The sequence below is a fragment of the Mycobacterium sp. genome (genome assembly GCF_044342925.1).
Classification (GTDB): domain Bacteria; phylum Actinomycetota; class Actinomycetes; order Mycobacteriales; family Mycobacteriaceae; genus Mycobacterium.
In genome coordinates this window covers 1-15,365 of the sequence record NZ_JBIIOV010000069.1, presented here as the reverse complement: position 1 = coordinate 15,365, position 15,365 = coordinate 1, and the positions used below count along the sequence as shown (strand labels likewise).

Here is a 15,365-nt window from a genome sequence, read left to right as displayed (position 1 = left end):
ACAAGCACACCCAGCTGCAGACCAGCTTCGGCTGCAACATGCTCTCGATCGTCGACGGGGTGCCGCGCACCCTGCGGCTGGACCAGATGATCCGCTACTACGTCGAGCACCAGCTCGACGTGATCGTGCGGCGCACCACCTACCGGCTGCGCAAGGCCAACGAACGGGCCCACATCCTGCGCGGTCTGGTCAAGGCACTCGACGCCCTCGATGAGGTGATCGCGCTGATCCGCGCGTCGGCGACGGTGGACATCGCCCGCCAGGGCCTCATCGACCTGCTCGACGTCGACGACATCCAGGCCCAGGCCATCCTCGACATGCAGCTGCGCCGGCTGGCCGCCCTGGAACGCCAGAAGATCGTCGACCAACTGGCCGAGATCGAAGCCGAGATCGCCGACCTCGAAGACATCCTGGCCAAGCCGGAACGTCAGCGCGCCATCGTGCGCGACGAGCTCGCCGAGATCGTCGAGAAGCACGGCGACGACCGTCGTACCCGCATCATCGCCGCCGAGGGCGAGGTGTCCGACGAGGACCTCATCGCCCGCGAGGACGTCGTCGTCACCATCACCGAGACGGGCTACGCCAAGCGCACCAAGACCGACCTCTACCGCAGCCAGAAGCGCGGCGGCAAGGGCGTGCAGGGCGCGGGCCTGAAGCAGGACGACATCGTGCGGCACTTCTTCGTGTGCTCCACCCACGACTGGATCCTGTTCTTCACCACGCAGGGCCGGGTGTACCGGGCCAAGGCGTACGAGCTGCCCGAGGCGTTGCGTACCGCCCGCGGCCAGCACGTGGCCAACCTGCTGGCGTTCCAGCCCGAGGAACGCATCGCCCAGGTCATTCAGATCAAGAGCTACGAGGACGCCCCGTACCTGGTGCTGGCCACCCGCAACGGCCTGGTCAAGAAGTCCAAGCTGACCGACTTCGACTCCAACCGGTCCGGCGGCATCGTCGCGGTGAACCTGCGCGACAGCGACGAGCTGGTGGGTGCGGTGCTGTGCTCGGCCGAGGACGACCTGCTGCTGGTCAGTGCCAAAGGCCAGTCGATCCGGTTCTCCGCCACCGACGAGGCGCTGCGGCCGATGGGCCGGGCGACCTCCGGTGTGCAGGGCATGCGGTTCAACGCCGACGACCGGCTGCTGTCGTTGAACGTGGTCCGGGAAGACACCTACCTGCTGGTCGCGACGGCCGGCGGGTACGCCAAGCGCACAGCGATCGACGAGTACACCGCCCAGGGCCGCGGCGGTAAAGGCATCCTCACCATCCAGTATGACCCCCGTCGTGGCAGTCTGGTGGGCGCGTTGGTGGTCGACGACGACACCGAGTTGTATGCGATCACTTCCGGCGGCGGTGTGATCCGCACCGCGGCGCGGCAGGTCCGCAAGGCCGGGCGCCAGACCAAGGGCGTTCGCTTGATGAACCTGGGCGAGGGCGACACACTGATAGCCATTGCCCGCAACGCCGAGGAGCAGGGCGAGGAAGACGGTTCGGAGTCCGAGCCGGACGCGACGTAGCGCGCAGCGGCCGGCTTACGGCGTGAGAGCTGAAGAAATGGAGCAGCGGTGAGTTCACCGAACGATCCCGGGATGGGAGACCGCCCGGCCAACGGAGACGTCACGGCCGACGTGCCGCCGTGGCAGAACAGCGCCCGCCGGCCGGCGGTCTCACCCGCCGCCAGCCGCTACGTCAGCGGGATCGCGGCGCCGGATCTTTCCGGCGCCAACGCCTCGGCCAAGACCGAGGTCGGTTTGATCGAGGCCATCCCCAGTGAACTGCCGGATCTGTCCGGGTCGGTGCCCAGGCCGCCGCAGAACAGGCCCGCCGCCGACCAGGGCCGGGGGTTTTCCTCGCCCCAGAGCCCGACCGCGCCGACGGCCGTCATCTCGGCGGTCGGCCGGGCGCGCGGACCGGTGCGGGCCAGCATGCAGATCCGCCGCATCGACCCGTGGAGCGCGCTGAAAGTGTCGCTGCTGCTCAATGTGGCGCTGTTCTTCATCTGGATGATCGCCGTGGCGTTCCTCTACCTCGTCCTCGGCGCCATGGGGGTGTGGAGCAAGCTCAACAGCAACGTCGGCGACCTGCTGACCACCACCGGTGGCGGTGGTGGTGGCGATCTGGTTTCGGCCGCGTCGATCTTCGGTGGGGCTGCACTGATCGGGCTGGTCAATATCGTGCTGCTGACGGCGATGGCCACCGTGGGTGCCTACATCTACAACCTCAGCACCGACATCGTCGGCGGTGTCGAGGTCACACTGGCCGACCTGGACTGACCGGTTTGGGTGCGCCAGTTCCGGTGCGGTAATCTTCTGCCCGCATACGGGCCTATAGCTCAGGCGGTTAGAGCGCTTCGCTGATAACGAAGAGGTCGGAGGTTCGAGTCCTCCTAGGCCCACGATGTCCTGGTCAACATGGCGAAAGCTGGCCTTGCCGGCCGCGATGGCGGGCGTGGTCCTGCTAATCGCCGGGCGCCGCCGCTCGCCGGTGTGGCACAGCCTCCAGGGCGCCGGTTCGGGGCCTTAGCTCAGTTGGTAGAGCGCTGCCTTTGCAAGGCAGATGTCAGGAGTTCGAATCTCCTAGGCTCCACAGGTTTTCGTCTGTCTTCGGCGCCGCGCGTTGATGGCAAAGTTTCCCGCCACCCGCGGGCCCACCGCAGGAGACAGACATAGGCGGGGTCGGCGGCCCGGGCGGACCCGGCTGCCCGTGTCCTGCAACCCGCAGGGCGAGGGCAGCCGTCGTCGGCGGCAATGGCAGACTGTGAACCCGTGAGCACAAGCCCCATTCAGACCGCCACCGCGACCCTGCACACCAATCGCGGTGACATCAAGATCGCGCTGTTCGGCAACCATGCCCCCAAGACCGTCGCAAACTTCGTCGGCTTGGCCCAGGGCACCAAGGAGTACTCCACGCAGAACGCTTCGGGCAGCAGCTCGGGCCCGTTCTACGACGGTGCCATCTTCCACCGCGTCATCGACGGATTCATGATCCAGGGCGGCGACCCCTCCGGCACCGGCCGCGGTGGACCGGGCTACAAGTTCGCCGACGAGTTCCATCCGGAGCTGCAGTTCGACAAGCCCTACCTGCTGGCGATGGCCAACGCCGGGCCGGGCACCAACGGCTCGCAGTTCTTCATCACCGTCGGCAAGACGCCGCACCTGACCCGCAAGCACACCATCTTCGGTGAGGTCGTCGACCCGGAGTCGCAGAAGGTCGTCGACGCGATCGCCACCACCGCCACCGACCGGATGGACCGGCCGGCCGACGACGTCGTCATCGAGTCGATCACCATCTCCTAGTTCGTCCACACTGCGCCTAGATCGCCGATCCGCGCCAGGATCGCGATCTGGGCGCAGTCTCGGCGCCTCAGCGCCGCCCCGCGTAACCGGCATCGGTCAGCGCGTCCAGTACGCGCAGCGGGTCACCGCCCAGATCCCAGCGGTTGAGCACCAGTAGCTGATCGCCGACGGTCTCGATCTCCAGTAGCTTCACCGTCCGTCCCCAACGGCGGAATTGGGTGATGCGAATCAGGTCGATGTCGTCATGCCGCAACGTCCTGGTGCGCAGCCAACCCCGGTACACCAGCCCGTCGCCGGTAATCGCCAGGCGAGGCCGAGCCCGCGCCGAACCGGCCGCGAACAGCAACAATCCGACGGCCGCGATCCCGGCGAGAATCCGCCCGGGCGGGTCGGTGGCCATAGTCAGAAACCCCGCCGCCATGACCACTCCGGCGACGCCGACGGCGATGACTCCAGGGACGGGCGGCCCCCAGGCGAAGCGATTATCCACAGGCGCTATCCACAATGGGGATAATTACACGGATGTGATTGCCGTCACCGCCACCGCATGGTCAGCAGCAGACCGGTGATCATGAAGCCGAAGGCGATGGCGTAATTCCACGGACCGAGGTCGGACATCCACACCAACGGATCCGGTGTGTCGTACCCGGACGCGGCCAGCTGGAACACCAGCAGCCAGATCAGCCCGATCAGCATCAGGCCGATGAACAGCGACACGAACCACACGCTGGACGGGCCAGCTTTGACCTTCACCGGGGTCCGGCTGACCGAACTGACGGTGAAGTCGTTTTTCTTGCGAACCTTGGACTTGGGCATGGCTACCTTCGAGACGGTCGACGCTGCGACGAGGGTCGTTGTATGAGATTAACGCAGTCAGCCACCCGGTCGCGCTGGGTAGCCTGGCGAGGGTGCGCGTTCTGGTCGTCGACAACTACGACAGTTTCGTGTTCAACCTCGTGCAGTACCTCGGTCAGCTCGGGGTCCCTTACGGGCTCGACGTGCAGGTGTGGCGCAATGACGACGCTCGTCTCGCCGACCCGGCGCAGGCCGCCGCCGACTTCGACGGGGTGCTGCTCAGCCCCGGACCCGGAACCCCCCAGCGCGCCGGTGCCGCTATCCCCCTGGTGCACGCCTGCGCCGCCACCGGGACCCCGCTACTCGGCGTCTGTCTGGGCCACCAGGCCATCGCGGTGGCGTTCGGCGCCACCGTCGCCCGCGCGCCCGAACTGCTGCACGGCAAGACCAGCGTCGTCCACCACAAGCACGCCGGTGTGCTGGCCGGCCTGCCGGACCCGTTCACCGCGACGCGCTATCACTCGCTGACCGTCCTGCCGCACACCGTCCCGCCGGAACTGGAAGTCACCGCCCGCACCGCCGACGGTGTCGTGATGGCGGTGCGCCACCGGCACTCCCCCATTCACGGCGTGCAGTTCCACCCGGAGTCCATCCTCACCGAGGGCGGCCACCGGCTGCTGGCCAACTGGCTCGGCTACTGCGGGCAGGCCCCGGACGAGGCGTTGGTGAGCCGGCTGGAGAAGGAGGTCGCCCGGAGCGTGCAGGCGGCGCAGGCGGTTAATTCGCGAACGACAGGGTGACCGGGCCGGTGAAATTCAACCGGGAGCCCGGCGGCGGGCTCTGGGTCACCACCGCGTTGGTGCGCTGACCGCTGTTCGGCACATCCGGGCCCTTGACCAGTACTCCGGTCCAGCCGAGTGCCCGCAGGTTCGGTTCGGCGTCCACCCAGAATTGGCCGATCAGGTTCGGCAAGACGAACTGGTTGCCCTTGGATACCTTCAGCGTGATCGGGCTGTCCAACTCGACGTTCGCGCCGGCGCCGGGTTCGATGGCCAGCACCTGACCGGCGGGCTCGATGCTGTCCACCGGGGCCGTCAGGACCGTTGTGAAGCCCACCGTGTTCAGGTTCTTGGTGGCCTGCTCGGTGCTCTGCCCGGTGACCTCGGGAATCGAGCGGGTGATCGGCCCGGTGCCGACGACGACGGCGATCTCGCTGGTGATCGCGGTGGTGGTGTTGGCCGGCGGCACGGTGTTAAGCACCTTGTCCCGCTGCGACGACGACGACGCCGCCTCGGTCTGCTTGAACTTCCCGAACCCGGCGTCGGTCAGTTTCTTGACCGCCTCGGCATAGCTCAACGACGTCACGTCGGGAATCTCGCGCTGCTCGGGCCCGGTGGAGACGTTGATCACCACCTCGTCGCCGGCGTTGATCGACAGGTTGCCCGCCGGGTCGGTGCTGATGACGTGGTCGGGCAGCACGATGCTGTCCGGCAGTGGGTTGGTGCGGATCTTGAAGCCCTTGTTCTGCAGCTCGGCGATCGCGTCGGCGGAGATCTTGCCGCGCACATCGGGCACCTGCACCGCCCGCGGTTTGGCGGTGCCGGACAGGTTGATCGCCAGCGTCACCACGACGGTCAGGATGGTGAGCAGCGCCAGCCCGACCAGCCACCGCCCGATCGACCGGCCGCGCCGCGGCGCGTAGTCGTAGGCCGCCGACGATGCGGCGTCGGATCGTGCGGTGGGCCGCGACGCCAGCATCTGGGTGCGCTCGGCCTGGGTGAGCACCTTCGGGGCTTCGGGCTTCTCACCGCTGTGCACCCGGACCAGATCGGCGCGCATCTCCGCGGCGGTCTGGTAGCGGTTGTCCGGGTTCTTGGCCAGCGCCTTGAGCACGACGGCGTCGAGTTCCGGTGAGATGCCGGCCCGCTTGTGCGACGGCGGGATCGGGTCCTCGCGCACGTGCTGGTAGGCCACCGCGACCGGGGTGTCCCCGACGAACGGCGGTTCGCCGGTGAGCATCTCGTAGAGCACGCAGCCCAGCGAGTAGACGTCGGATCGGGCGTCGACCTGCTCGCCGCGGGCCTGCTCCGGGGACAGGTACTGGGCGGTGCCGATGACCGCCGCGGTCTGGGTGACGGGGTTGCCGCTGTCGGCCAGCGCCCGGGCGATGCCGAAGTCCATCACCTTCACCGCGCCGGTGCGGGAGATCATGATGTTGGCGGGCTTGACGTCGCGGTGGACGATGCCGTGCTGGTGGCTGAAGTTCAGCGCCTGGCAGGCGTCGGCGATCACCTCCAGGGCGCGCCGCGGCGGCATCGGGCCGTCGGTGTGGACGATGTCGCGCAGCGTCACGCCGTCGACGTACTCCATAACGATGTAGGGCAGCGGCCCGCGCGGGGTGGCCGCCTCACCGGTGTCGTAGACCGCGACGATCGCGGGATGGTTCAGCGCCGCGGCGTTCTGCGCCTCCCGGCGGAACCGAAGGTAGAAGCTGGGGTCGCGGGCCAGGTCGGCGCGCAGCACCTTGACGGCGACATCGCGGTGCAGCCGCGTGTCGCGGGCGAGGTGGACTTCGGACATCCCGCCGAAGCCGAGGATCTCGCCCAACTCGTAGCGATCGGACAGGTGCTGGGGTGTGGTCATAGCGCCGTTCCGTCGTGCGGGGCGAAGGACGGCTGTTTCAACGTCCCCGCCGTCTCGGGGTCGGTGAGCCGCAGCGTCGCCGGCACCGTGGCCGGGTCGTCGGGTTCGGACCGGTCGGACCAGCCGGACGGCGCCGCGGGTGCGGGTGCGCCGGGTTCGGCGGGAGTGACGGTGTCAGGTGTCACGGTGTCGGTGACGGTCTGCTCGACGGGGGTGTTGGAGCGTCGCTCCCGATCGGCGAGCACGATCAGCACCGCGCTGATGATCGCCAGCGCGCCCAGCACACCGGCCGCCCACAGCAGTGCCCGCTGGCCGGAACTGAACGTCCGCCGCGCCGGCGGCGCCGGTATCCGGCTTGAGCTCGGGCGCGGTCGCGCCGCTGCGGCGGCGCGGGCCGCCTCCACCGCGGCGGGGGGACGCTTGGCCACCGCGCTCGGGATGGCCGCTGGAGTGGCCTTGATGGTGGGTGCGGAGTTGGGTCGCGGCGGCCGCCGTCCCGAGCGCACCGCCGCCACGGCATCGGCGAACTGGCCGCCGCTGCGGTAGCGCATGCCGGGGTTCTTCACCAGCGTGATCTCGATGAGTTCCCGGACGTTAGGCGGCAGGTCCGGCGGCAACGGCGCCGGCTGCTCCTTGATGTGCTTCATCGCCACCGTCAGCGCGCCGTCGCCGGTGAACGGCCGCTTACCCGAAACCGCTTCGTAGCCAACGACTCCCAGCGAGTAGACATCGCTGGCGGCGGTGGCGTCCTGGCCGAGAGCCTGCTCGGGGGCGATGTACTGGGCGGTGCCCATCACCATGCCGGTCTGGGTGACCGGGGCGGCGTCGACGGCTTTGGCGATGCCGAAGTCGGTCAGCTTCACCTGCCCGGTCGGGGTGATCAGGATGTTGCCGGGTTTGACGTCGCGGTGCACCAGGCCGGCGGCATGCGCCACCTGCAGTGCGCGACCGGTCTGCTCCAGCATGTCCAGGGCGTGCCGCAGCGACAGCCGGCCGGTGCGTTTGATCACCGAGTTCAGCGGTTCGCCGTTGACCAGTTCCATCACCAGGTACGCGGTCCGGCCCTCACCGTCCATGTCGGTCTCGCCGTAGTCGTGCACGGCGGCGATTCCGGGGTGGTTCAGCATGGCGACGGTGCGTGCTTCAGCGCGGAACCGCTCGATGAACTCGGGGTCGCAGGAGTACTCCTGCTTGAGCACCTTGATGGCGACCCGCCGGCCCAGCCGGCTGTCGGTGGCCTCCCAGACCTGGCCCATACCGCCGGTGGCGATGAGCCGCTGCAGCCGGTACCGACCGGACAATGTGACGCCGACGCGGGGGCTCATGGCTTGCCTCGCTTCGCTCGCCTGCGGGGGCTCATGGCTTGCCTCGCTTCGCTCGCCTGCGGGGGCTCATGGCGCCCCCTGCAATGCCGCCGCGATGGTTGCCCGACCGATCGGCGCGGCCAGCGCACCGCCGGTGGCGTTCAACCGGTCTCCACCGTTCTCGACCAGCACCGCAACCGCCACCCGCGGGCTCTGGACCGGCGCGAAAGCGATGTACCAGGCGTGCGGCGGGGTGTTGCGGGGATCGGTGCCGTGTTCGGCGGTGCCCGTCTTGGAGGCGATCTGGACGCCAGGGATCGCCCCGTTTTGCTGGGTGAACTTTTCAGCGCCGACCATCAAATCGGTTAGCTTAGCCGCGACCTGCGGGGAAACCGCGCGCCGCACCTCCGCGGGCGCGGTGCTGCTGATGTCGGCCAGGTCCGGTCCCTCGACTTGGTCCACCAGGTACGGCTGCATCACCGCTCCGCCGTTGGCGATCGCCGCGGCCACCATCGCGTTCTGCAACGGGGTCACCGCGACGTCCTTCTGGCCCATGCTCGACATGCCGACGGCGGCGGCGTCGCTCATCGGGCCGACGGTGGACTCGGCCACCTGCAGCGGGATCGGCGCCGTCGGGTTGTCGAACCCGAACGCATCCGCCGCGTTGCGCAGGGCGTCGCCGCCGATCCGCAGACCCAGTTCGACGAACGCGGTGTTGCACGACCGCGCGAACGCCTCCCGCAGCGATGCCTTCGGGGCGTCACCACACGGCGTGCCGCCGTAGTTCTCCAGGCTGGCGGTGCTGTCCGGCAGCGGAATCTGCGGGGCAGCGGTCAGCTGCTCGTTCTCGTTGATGCCGGTCTGCAGGGCGGCTGCGGTGGTGATCACCTTGAACGTCGACCCGGGGGGATACCGCTCAGAGATGGCCCGGTTGATCAGCGGGGTGTCGGGGTCGTCGCGCAGCTTCTGCCACGTCTCGCCCTGGGCCTCGGTGTCGTGGGTGGACAACATGTTCGGGTCGTAGGACGGCGAGGACACCATCGCCAGGACCTTGCCGGTGGCCGGCTCCAGGGCCACCACCGAACCCTTGCAGGGGCCGCCGCAGCCCTGCTGCATCGCCTGCCAGGCCGCCTGCTGCACCCGCGGCAGCAGGGTGGTCTGGATGTTCCCGCCGCGCGGGTCGCGGCCGGTGAAGAAGTCGGCCAGCCGCTTGCCGAACAGCCGCTCGTCGGAGCCGTTGAGCACCGGGTCCTCGGCGCGCTCCAGCCCGGTGCTGGAGAACCGCAGCGAGTAGAAGCCGGTGACCGGGGCGTAGCTGTACGGCTCGGGATAGGTGCGCAAGAACCGGTAGCGGCCGTTGGTGGCCACCGAGTACGCCAGCGGCTGACCGCTGGCGGCGATCTGCCCGCGCTGGCGGGCGTACTCGTCGAGCAGCACCCGCTGGTTGCGCGGGTCGGCGCGCAGGGCGTCGGCCCGGAAGACCTGGGTGATCGTCGCGTTGACCAGCAGCAGCACGATCAACGCCATCACCATCATGGAGATACGACGCAGGGAGGTGTTCATGTCCGGCCGAACACCTCCGTGCGGGCCGCCGCGATGGGGGTGTACTGCCCGGTGCGGATCGGCTTGCGGGCCGCATGCGAGATCCGGATCAGGATGGCCAGCAGCACATAGTTGGCCACCAGCGACGAACCGCCGTAGGACATCCACGGGGTGGTCAGGCCGGTCAGCGGGATCAGCCCGGTGACCCCGCCGACAACGATGAACAGCTGGATGGCCAGCGTCGAGGCCAGCCCGGCGGCCAGCAGCTTGCCGAAGCTGTCGCGCACCGCGATCGCGGTGCGCATGCCCCGCACGATCACGATGGTGTAGAGCAGCAGCACGCCGGACAGGCCGACCAGCCCCAGCTCCTCCCCCACCACCGCGGTGATGAAGTCCGTCGACGCAGCCGGAACGGTGCCGGGCTGGCCGTTGCCCAGCCCGGTGCCGAAGATGCCTCCGGTGGCGAAGCTGAATTTCGCCTGCACCATTTGATATCCCGCGCCCTCGGGGTCGGCGAAGGGGTCCAACCACGTCTGTACCCGGGCGCGGACGTGTCCGAACAGGTGATAGGCCGTCACGCTGCCGGCCGCGAACAGGCCCAGGCCGATCACCACCCAGCTCAGCCGTTCGGTGGCGATGTAGACCATCACCAAAAACGACGAGTACAGCAGCAGCGAGGTGCCCAGGTCCTTCTCGAAGACCATCACCCCCACCGAGATGATCCAGCCGGCCAGCAGCGGGGCCAGGTCGCGGGGGCGCGGCAGGTCCATGCCCAGGAAGTGCTGGCCGACGCTGTTGAACAGGCTGCGCTTGGACACCAGCACCCCGGCGAAGAACACCAGCAGCAGAATCTTGGAGAACTCGGCAGGCTGAATGCTGAAGCCGGGCAACCGGATCCAGATCTTGGCGCCGTTGGTCTCCGACAGTCGGGTCGGCAGCAGCGCCGGGATGGCCAGCAACACCAGGCCGGCGGCGCCGCAGATGTAGTCGTAGCGGGCCAGCAGCCGGTGGTCTTTGAGGAAGATGACGACCGCCGTGAACCCGGCCACCCCGAGCAGCGTCCACAGCATCTGCTGGTCGGCGCTGGGGCCTTCGGAGGCACCGGGCACCAGGTCCAGGCGGTGGATGAGCACCAGCCCCAGACCGTTGAGCACCGCGACCACCGGCAGCAGCAGCGGGTCGGCAAACGGGGCGAAGCGGCGGATCGCCAGATGCGCGCACAGGAACAGCACCAGGAAGGCCGCCGTGTAGGTCAGCAGATCCCAGCTGATGCCCTGCTCCTGGTTGGCCTCCACGATCAGCAGGGCCGTGCCGGTGATCAGGGTCGCGAAGCACAGCAGGCCCAGTTCGGCATTCCGCCGGGTCGGCAGCGCAGGGGTGATCCGGACCGGCGACTGTGGCGCGGTAGTCATGCCGTCACGCCGCCGCTCGGCAGTCGATGCCCGGCTTCTGCGGCGGCGCGGGCAGCGCGGTGGTCGTGGGTGCCGGCGGGGCCGACGCAGTGGTGGTCGCCCCGGCGGTCGGTGCCGCCGGCGCACCGGAACCGCTGCGCGGGGCCGCCGTCGGCGGCGGCGTCGCCGGGGCCGGCGCGCACTGCGGCAGCAGCGATCCGTGGGCCAGTTCGCGCAGCTGGCCGATGGCCTCGTCGAGGCTGCCGGCGGGCAGGCCGGCGGACACCTGGGCGCGCTCGGAGGGCCGCAGGTCCTGCAGTCGCATCAGCTCGCAGCCCAGCGCGGTATCGGCCTGGCCGTAGCTGATCTGGGACAGCTCGCCGCGTTCGTTGATGCAGCCCAGCTGGTAAGGCTGCTGCAGCGGCACGCCCAGTACAGAGCCCTGGATCCCCCGCATGATCGCCACATGGTCGTCGTGCGCGCCGACGTAGTAGTACCCGCGAATGATCCTGTAGCCCAAGCCGATTCCGCCGAGCAGCAGGAGAAGTACCAGCGCTGTGGCGATGAACGTCCGCCGGCGGGATTTCGCCGGCGGAGGTTCGGGTTCGGGTTCGGCGCGCTTCGGCGCGGGCGGGCGCGGGGCGATGGCCGAGGCCCGTCCGGCGGAGGTGTTGGGCGGGGCGATCCGGTGGTCGTCGTCCCCGGAGACCGCGCCGGCGATGATCGGCTGGGTCTGACCGCCGTAGTCGTGGTCGACGACGTCGGCCACCACCACGGTGACGTTGTCCGGGCCGCCGCCGCGCAACGCCAATTCGATGAGACGGTCGGCACTTTCGGCGACGTCGGGAATCTTCAGCGCTTCGAGAATGGTGTCCTGGCGCACCGGGTCGGACAGCCCGTCAGAGCACAGCAGGTAGCGGTCGCCTTCGCGGGCTTCCCGCATGATCAGCGTGGGCTCCACTTCCTGGCCGGTCAGCGCCCGCATGATCAGCGACCGCTGCGGGTGGGTGTGGGCCTCCTCGGCGGTGATGCGGCCCTCGTCGACCAGTGTCTGCACGAAGGTGTCGTCTTTGGTGATCTGAGTCAGTTCGCCGTCGCGCAGCAGGTAGGCCCGCGAGTCGCCGATGTGGACCATTCCCAGCCGGTCCCCGGCGAACAGGATGGCGGTCAGGGTGGTGCCCATCCCGTCGAGGTCCGGGTGCAGCTCGACCTGTTCGGCGATCGCCGAATTGCCTTCGTAGACCGAGCGTTCCAGCTTGCCGAGCAGGTCACCGCCGGGCTCGTCGTCGTCGAGGTGGGCCAGCGCGGCGATCACCAGTTGGGAGGCCACCTCGCCGGCGGCGTGGCCGCCCATGCCGTCGGCCAGGGCCAGCAGCCGGGCGCCCGCGTACACGGAGTCCTCGTTGTTGGCGCGCACCAGCCCGCGGTCGCTGCGGGCGGCGTATCGGAGGGCGAGGGTCACGGGCGCAGCTCGATCACTGTCTTGCCGACGTGCACCGGCACACCGATCGGAACCCGCACCGCCGTCGTCACCTTGGAGCGGTCCAGGTAGGTGCCGTTGGTGGAACCGAGGTCCTCGACGAACCAGTCCGGCCCGCGCAGGGACAGCCGGGCGTGCCGGCTGGAGGCGTAGTCATCGGTGAGGACCAGCGTGGAGTCGTCGGCGCGGCCGATCAATACCGGCTGGCTGCCCAGGCTGATCTTGGTGCCGGCCAGGGCACCCTCGGTGACCACCAGGTAGCGGGGGGTGGTCTTGCCGCTTTGACGGCTCGGAGAGCGTGCACCGCGCAGGGCCAGGCCGCGACGGACCATCACCGCGCCGGTGGGCGCGTAGATGTCGGTGCGCAGAATCCGCAGCACCGACCAGATGAACAGCCACAACAACAGCAGGAAACCCGCGCGCGTCAGCTGCAGCACTAATCCCTGCATGCAGCGCCCCTCTGTGGTCCTGTCGTGGTCAGCCCGGTCGTGGAAGCCTCGTGGACCACGGCAATCCGGGCCGACACCGGCAACGTCACAGGATACTTGGAGGTCCGGATGCGCGAGGCTGAAGCCACCAGGCCTCCCGCCCCGCGCCAGTGCCGCCGCCGACGTCAGTGAACGCGGACGACGATCTCGGAGTGGCCGACCCGGATGACGTCGCCGTCAGCCAGCTGCCACTCCTGCACCGGCGCGTTGTTCACCGTGGTGCCGTTAGTGGAGTTGAGGTCCTGCAGCATGGCGGTCTGGCCGTCCCAGCGGATCTCCAGGTGCCGGCGGGACACCCCGGTGTCGGGCAGCCGGAACTGGGCGTCCTGGCCGCGGCCGATCACGTTGGCGCCCTCGCGCAGCTGGTAGGTGCGGCCGCTGCCGTCGTCGAGCTGCAGGGTCACCGCCTGGCCGGCCGACGGGGCCGGGTAGTCGCCGGCCGGAGCCGGTGCGTAGCCGCCGCCGTAGCCACCCGGGGCGGGCTGGCCGTAGTCGTAGTCCGGGGCCGCCGGTGCGGGGGGCGGCGGGTAGCCCCCCTGCTCGTAGCGGCCGTAATCGGGCTGGGCGTAGTTCTGCTGGCCGTAGTTCTGCGGGGCGTAGTTCTGCTGGCCGTAGCCGGGCTGCTGGTCGGGGTAGCCTCCGCGCTGCTGCTCGTAGCCGCCGTAACCGGCGTCCTCATGACGGCCCGGGGCGGGGCGGCCGTAGCCGTAGTCAGGGGCGGGAGGGGCGGCCGGGGGCGCGTATCCGCTACCGGGCGGGGGACCGTACTGGGGGGCGCCGTAACCCTGCGGCGGGGCCGGCGGGCGGTCACCCTGGTCGTATCCGGGAGCGCCGTAGCCGCCGCCGTAGCCGCCCTGGTAGCCCTGGTCGGGGTAGCCGCCCTGGTCCGGGTAGGCCGGACGGGGCGGGTAGCCGCCCTGGGCGTAGGGATCGGGGTAGCCGCCCTGGTCGGGGTAGGCGGGACGCGGCGGCTCGGGGGCCCGCTGATCGTCCTGGGGACGTCCGTACTGGTCGTCGTAGTGCTCGTCGGGTCGACCCTGGCCGCGGTAGCTCGGGTTGTCGGTCATCGCTGAGACTCCTGGTTCTGCGTGGGACGCGTGGTTCGATTCTGCTTTGCCGGGTGCGGGAGCGGGCGGGCGGGGGTCGGCGTCGGGGTTGACAGCGGCACGAACTCGGAACTGCCCGGTGTGCAGGTTTTCGGCCTGCTCGAACCGGACTACTACGTCACCGTAGGTCTGCCAGCCCTGATCGCGGATGTAGCCGGCCAGGTGAGTCGCGAAAACGTCCGAGGTCAGCGCATGGTCGGCGCTGACCTTCTCCAGGTCGGTGTCACCCAAAGTGATGACGTATTCATTAGGTGCCAAAAACCGGTCCCCGGGCAGGGTCTGCACGCTGTCGGAGGCTTCCCGGCGCAGCAGCGACTCGACTTCCTGCGGCACGATGGAACCGCCGAACACCCGGGCGAAGGCGTCACTGACGCCGTGCTCCAGCATGCGTTCGATGCGTTGAACCAGACCCTTCTGGTTACCCATCTAAACCGCTTACCTCGATTCCCCACCCGCTGCGTCATTGCGTTGCGTTCCTTGAGTACATGGTAGGCGCCGAGGTCGGTGCAGCGCCTGCAGGCAACTGCCCCGAGTTGTATCGGCGCAGGTCAGTCGGCTAGCGGCGAAGGGTGAGTCGCGGCTTTGGAGGGCGGGCTCGGTTGGGGACGGGCGCGGGGTGCGTGATAGGCTCCCACAGCGTTTAGGGCGAGTGGCGGAATGGCAGACGCGCTGGCTTCAGGTGCCAGTGTCCTTCGGGACGTGGGGGTTCAAGTCCCCCTTCGCCCACAGAGAGCGGTTCCACGAACTGCAGGCATGAAGGTCACGAACTCGAAAGAGGTCGTGACCTTTGTGTTTGGGTGAGAGTTGGGCCGTAGGGCCGACTCCAAGCTGCGCAGGGGAGCGTCGGCCGAACTTCTTGCGTACAAGAATCTTTCATAGTTTCTGCCCGTCGGGCCCGACGCGCCTTCAGGGAAAGGGTGTGTGTCGCTGTATCGGCCGATTTCGACACACCCTCGCCACGGTGGCCTGACCTGGAGCGCGGCGGCGGCGCTGGTGTCCCACAACTGTGTGTCTGTCCCGACATCTCGGCCAGGGGGGATTTGGAGGTCGTGACCGCCCGGCTGGCTGATGCCCGAGGCCGCCCGCGACCCGGCCACCGCGGCCGCCGACGCCGTCGCCGCGCGCCAGGCCGCGCATACCGCCGAGCTGCTCGCGCATACCGCCGAGCTGCTCGCCGCCACCGCCACCGCACCGCCACCGCCCGCACCCTGCGCGACATCATCACCACAACCGCTCCACCGGCGCCGGCCTGAGTTACCCGGCGGGCTCACGCGCGGCACAGGGGAGCGATTCATTAGGGCCGGAAAACGCCAGATCAGCGAT

14 protein-coding genes and 3 tRNA genes are annotated in these 15,365 nt (G+C 69.2%); 8 read left to right on the top strand and 9 right to left on the bottom strand.

Annotation, left to right across the window (positions count from 1 at the left end):
- The 5 genes from ADBZ6I_RS09255 to ADBZ6I_RS09235 all read left to right on the top strand — a co-directional run.
- Positions 1-1,514, top strand: a 1,514-nt coding sequence (locus ADBZ6I_RS09255; protein ID WP_526383063.1) for a DNA gyrase C-terminal beta-propeller domain-containing protein, incomplete at its 5' end; no start/stop codon positions are given.
- A 48-nt stretch (positions 1,515-1,562) separates the two neighbouring features.
- Positions 1,563-2,270: a DUF3566 domain-containing protein gene (locus tag ADBZ6I_RS09250; protein WP_526383061.1), complete on the top strand. Its 708-nt coding sequence runs from the start codon at positions 1,563-1,565 to the stop codon at positions 2,268-2,270.
- A 48-nt stretch (positions 2,271-2,318) separates the two neighbouring features.
- Positions 2,319-2,392, top strand: a tRNA-Ile gene (locus tag ADBZ6I_RS09245).
- Positions 2,393-2,510: 118 nt separating this feature from the next.
- Positions 2,511-2,583, top strand: a tRNA-Ala gene (locus tag ADBZ6I_RS09240).
- A 161-nt stretch (positions 2,584-2,744) separates the two neighbouring features.
- Positions 2,745-3,293, top strand: a complete 549-nt coding sequence (locus ADBZ6I_RS09235; RefSeq protein ID WP_526383059.1) for a peptidylprolyl isomerase — start codon at positions 2,745-2,747, stop codon at positions 3,291-3,293.
- A 67-nt stretch (positions 3,294-3,360) separates the two neighbouring features.
- Here the strand turns inward: ADBZ6I_RS09235 and ADBZ6I_RS09230 are convergent, their stop codons facing one another.
- Both ADBZ6I_RS09230 and crgA read right to left on the bottom strand, forming a co-directional pair.
- On the bottom strand, positions 3,361-3,783 hold the full coding sequence (locus tag ADBZ6I_RS09230) for a PH domain-containing protein (protein ID WP_526383057.1): 423 nt from the start codon (positions 3,781-3,783) through the stop codon (positions 3,361-3,363).
- 44 nt (positions 3,784-3,827) lie between these two features.
- Positions 3,828-4,109, bottom strand: coding sequence for a cell division protein CrgA (crgA, locus tag ADBZ6I_RS09225; RefSeq protein WP_526383055.1), 282 nt, complete (start codon positions 4,107-4,109; stop codon positions 3,828-3,830).
- A 92-nt stretch (positions 4,110-4,201) separates the two neighbouring features.
- On the opposite strand from crgA, the gene ADBZ6I_RS09220 reads away from it, so the two are divergent.
- Positions 4,202-4,888, top strand: coding sequence for an aminodeoxychorismate/anthranilate synthase component II (locus ADBZ6I_RS09220; RefSeq protein ID WP_526383052.1), 687 nt, complete (start codon positions 4,202-4,204; stop codon positions 4,886-4,888).
- Here ADBZ6I_RS09220 and pknB read toward each other — a convergent pair.
- The 7 genes from pknB to ADBZ6I_RS09185 all read right to left on the bottom strand — a co-directional run bounded on the left by pknB (position 4,866) and on the right by ADBZ6I_RS09185 (position 14,468).
- A complete protein-coding gene (gene pknB / locus ADBZ6I_RS09215) occupies positions 4,866-6,731 on the bottom strand; it encodes a Stk1 family PASTA domain-containing Ser/Thr kinase (protein ID WP_526383050.1) in 1,866 nt (621 codons plus the stop codon). The two genes, ADBZ6I_RS09220 and pknB, sit on opposite strands and share 23 nt — an antisense overlap.
- The gene (locus tag ADBZ6I_RS09210) at positions 6,728-8,056 is read right to left on the bottom strand and encodes a serine/threonine-protein kinase (protein WP_526383048.1); all 1,329 of its coding nucleotides are present in this window, start codon (positions 8,054-8,056) and stop codon (positions 6,728-6,730) included. Before ADBZ6I_RS09210 ends, pknB begins: the two co-directional genes overlap by 4 nt.
- 66 nt (positions 8,057-8,122) lie before the next feature.
- Positions 8,123-9,598, bottom strand: a complete 1,476-nt coding sequence (gene pbpA, locus ADBZ6I_RS09205; protein WP_526383046.1) for a D,D-transpeptidase PbpA — start codon at positions 9,596-9,598, stop codon at positions 8,123-8,125.
- Positions 9,595-10,989 carry a peptidoglycan glycosyltransferase RodA gene (gene rodA, locus ADBZ6I_RS09200; protein WP_526383044.1) on the bottom strand — a complete coding sequence of 465 codons (1,395 nt, stop codon included), beginning with the start codon at positions 10,987-10,989 and terminating at the stop codon, positions 9,595-9,597. The genes pbpA and rodA overlap by 4 nt, the downstream gene beginning before the upstream one ends.
- Before the next feature lie 4 nt (positions 10,990-10,993).
- Positions 10,994-12,430, bottom strand: a complete 1,437-nt coding sequence (locus tag ADBZ6I_RS09195; RefSeq protein WP_526383042.1) for a PP2C family protein-serine/threonine phosphatase — start codon at positions 12,428-12,430, stop codon at positions 10,994-10,996.
- On the bottom strand, positions 12,427-12,897 hold the full coding sequence (locus ADBZ6I_RS09190) for an FHA domain-containing protein FhaB/FipA (RefSeq protein ID WP_526383040.1): 471 nt from the start codon (positions 12,895-12,897) through the stop codon (positions 12,427-12,429). Before ADBZ6I_RS09190 ends, ADBZ6I_RS09195 begins: the two co-directional genes overlap by 4 nt.
- Positions 12,898-13,061: 164 nt before the next feature.
- Positions 13,062-14,468, bottom strand: coding sequence for an FHA domain-containing protein (locus tag ADBZ6I_RS09185; protein ID WP_526383038.1), 1,407 nt, complete (start codon positions 14,466-14,468; stop codon positions 13,062-13,064).
- A 217-nt stretch (positions 14,469-14,685) separates the two neighbouring features.
- On the opposite strand from ADBZ6I_RS09185, the gene ADBZ6I_RS09180 reads away from it, so the two are divergent.
- Together ADBZ6I_RS09180 and ADBZ6I_RS09175 are read left to right on the top strand one after the other, a co-directional pair.
- Positions 14,686-14,768 (top strand) — tRNA-Leu (locus tag ADBZ6I_RS09180).
- 342 nt (positions 14,769-15,110) lie between these two features.
- On the top strand, positions 15,111-15,365 hold a 255-nt coding region (locus ADBZ6I_RS09175; RefSeq protein ID WP_526383036.1), incomplete at its 3' end, for a hypothetical protein.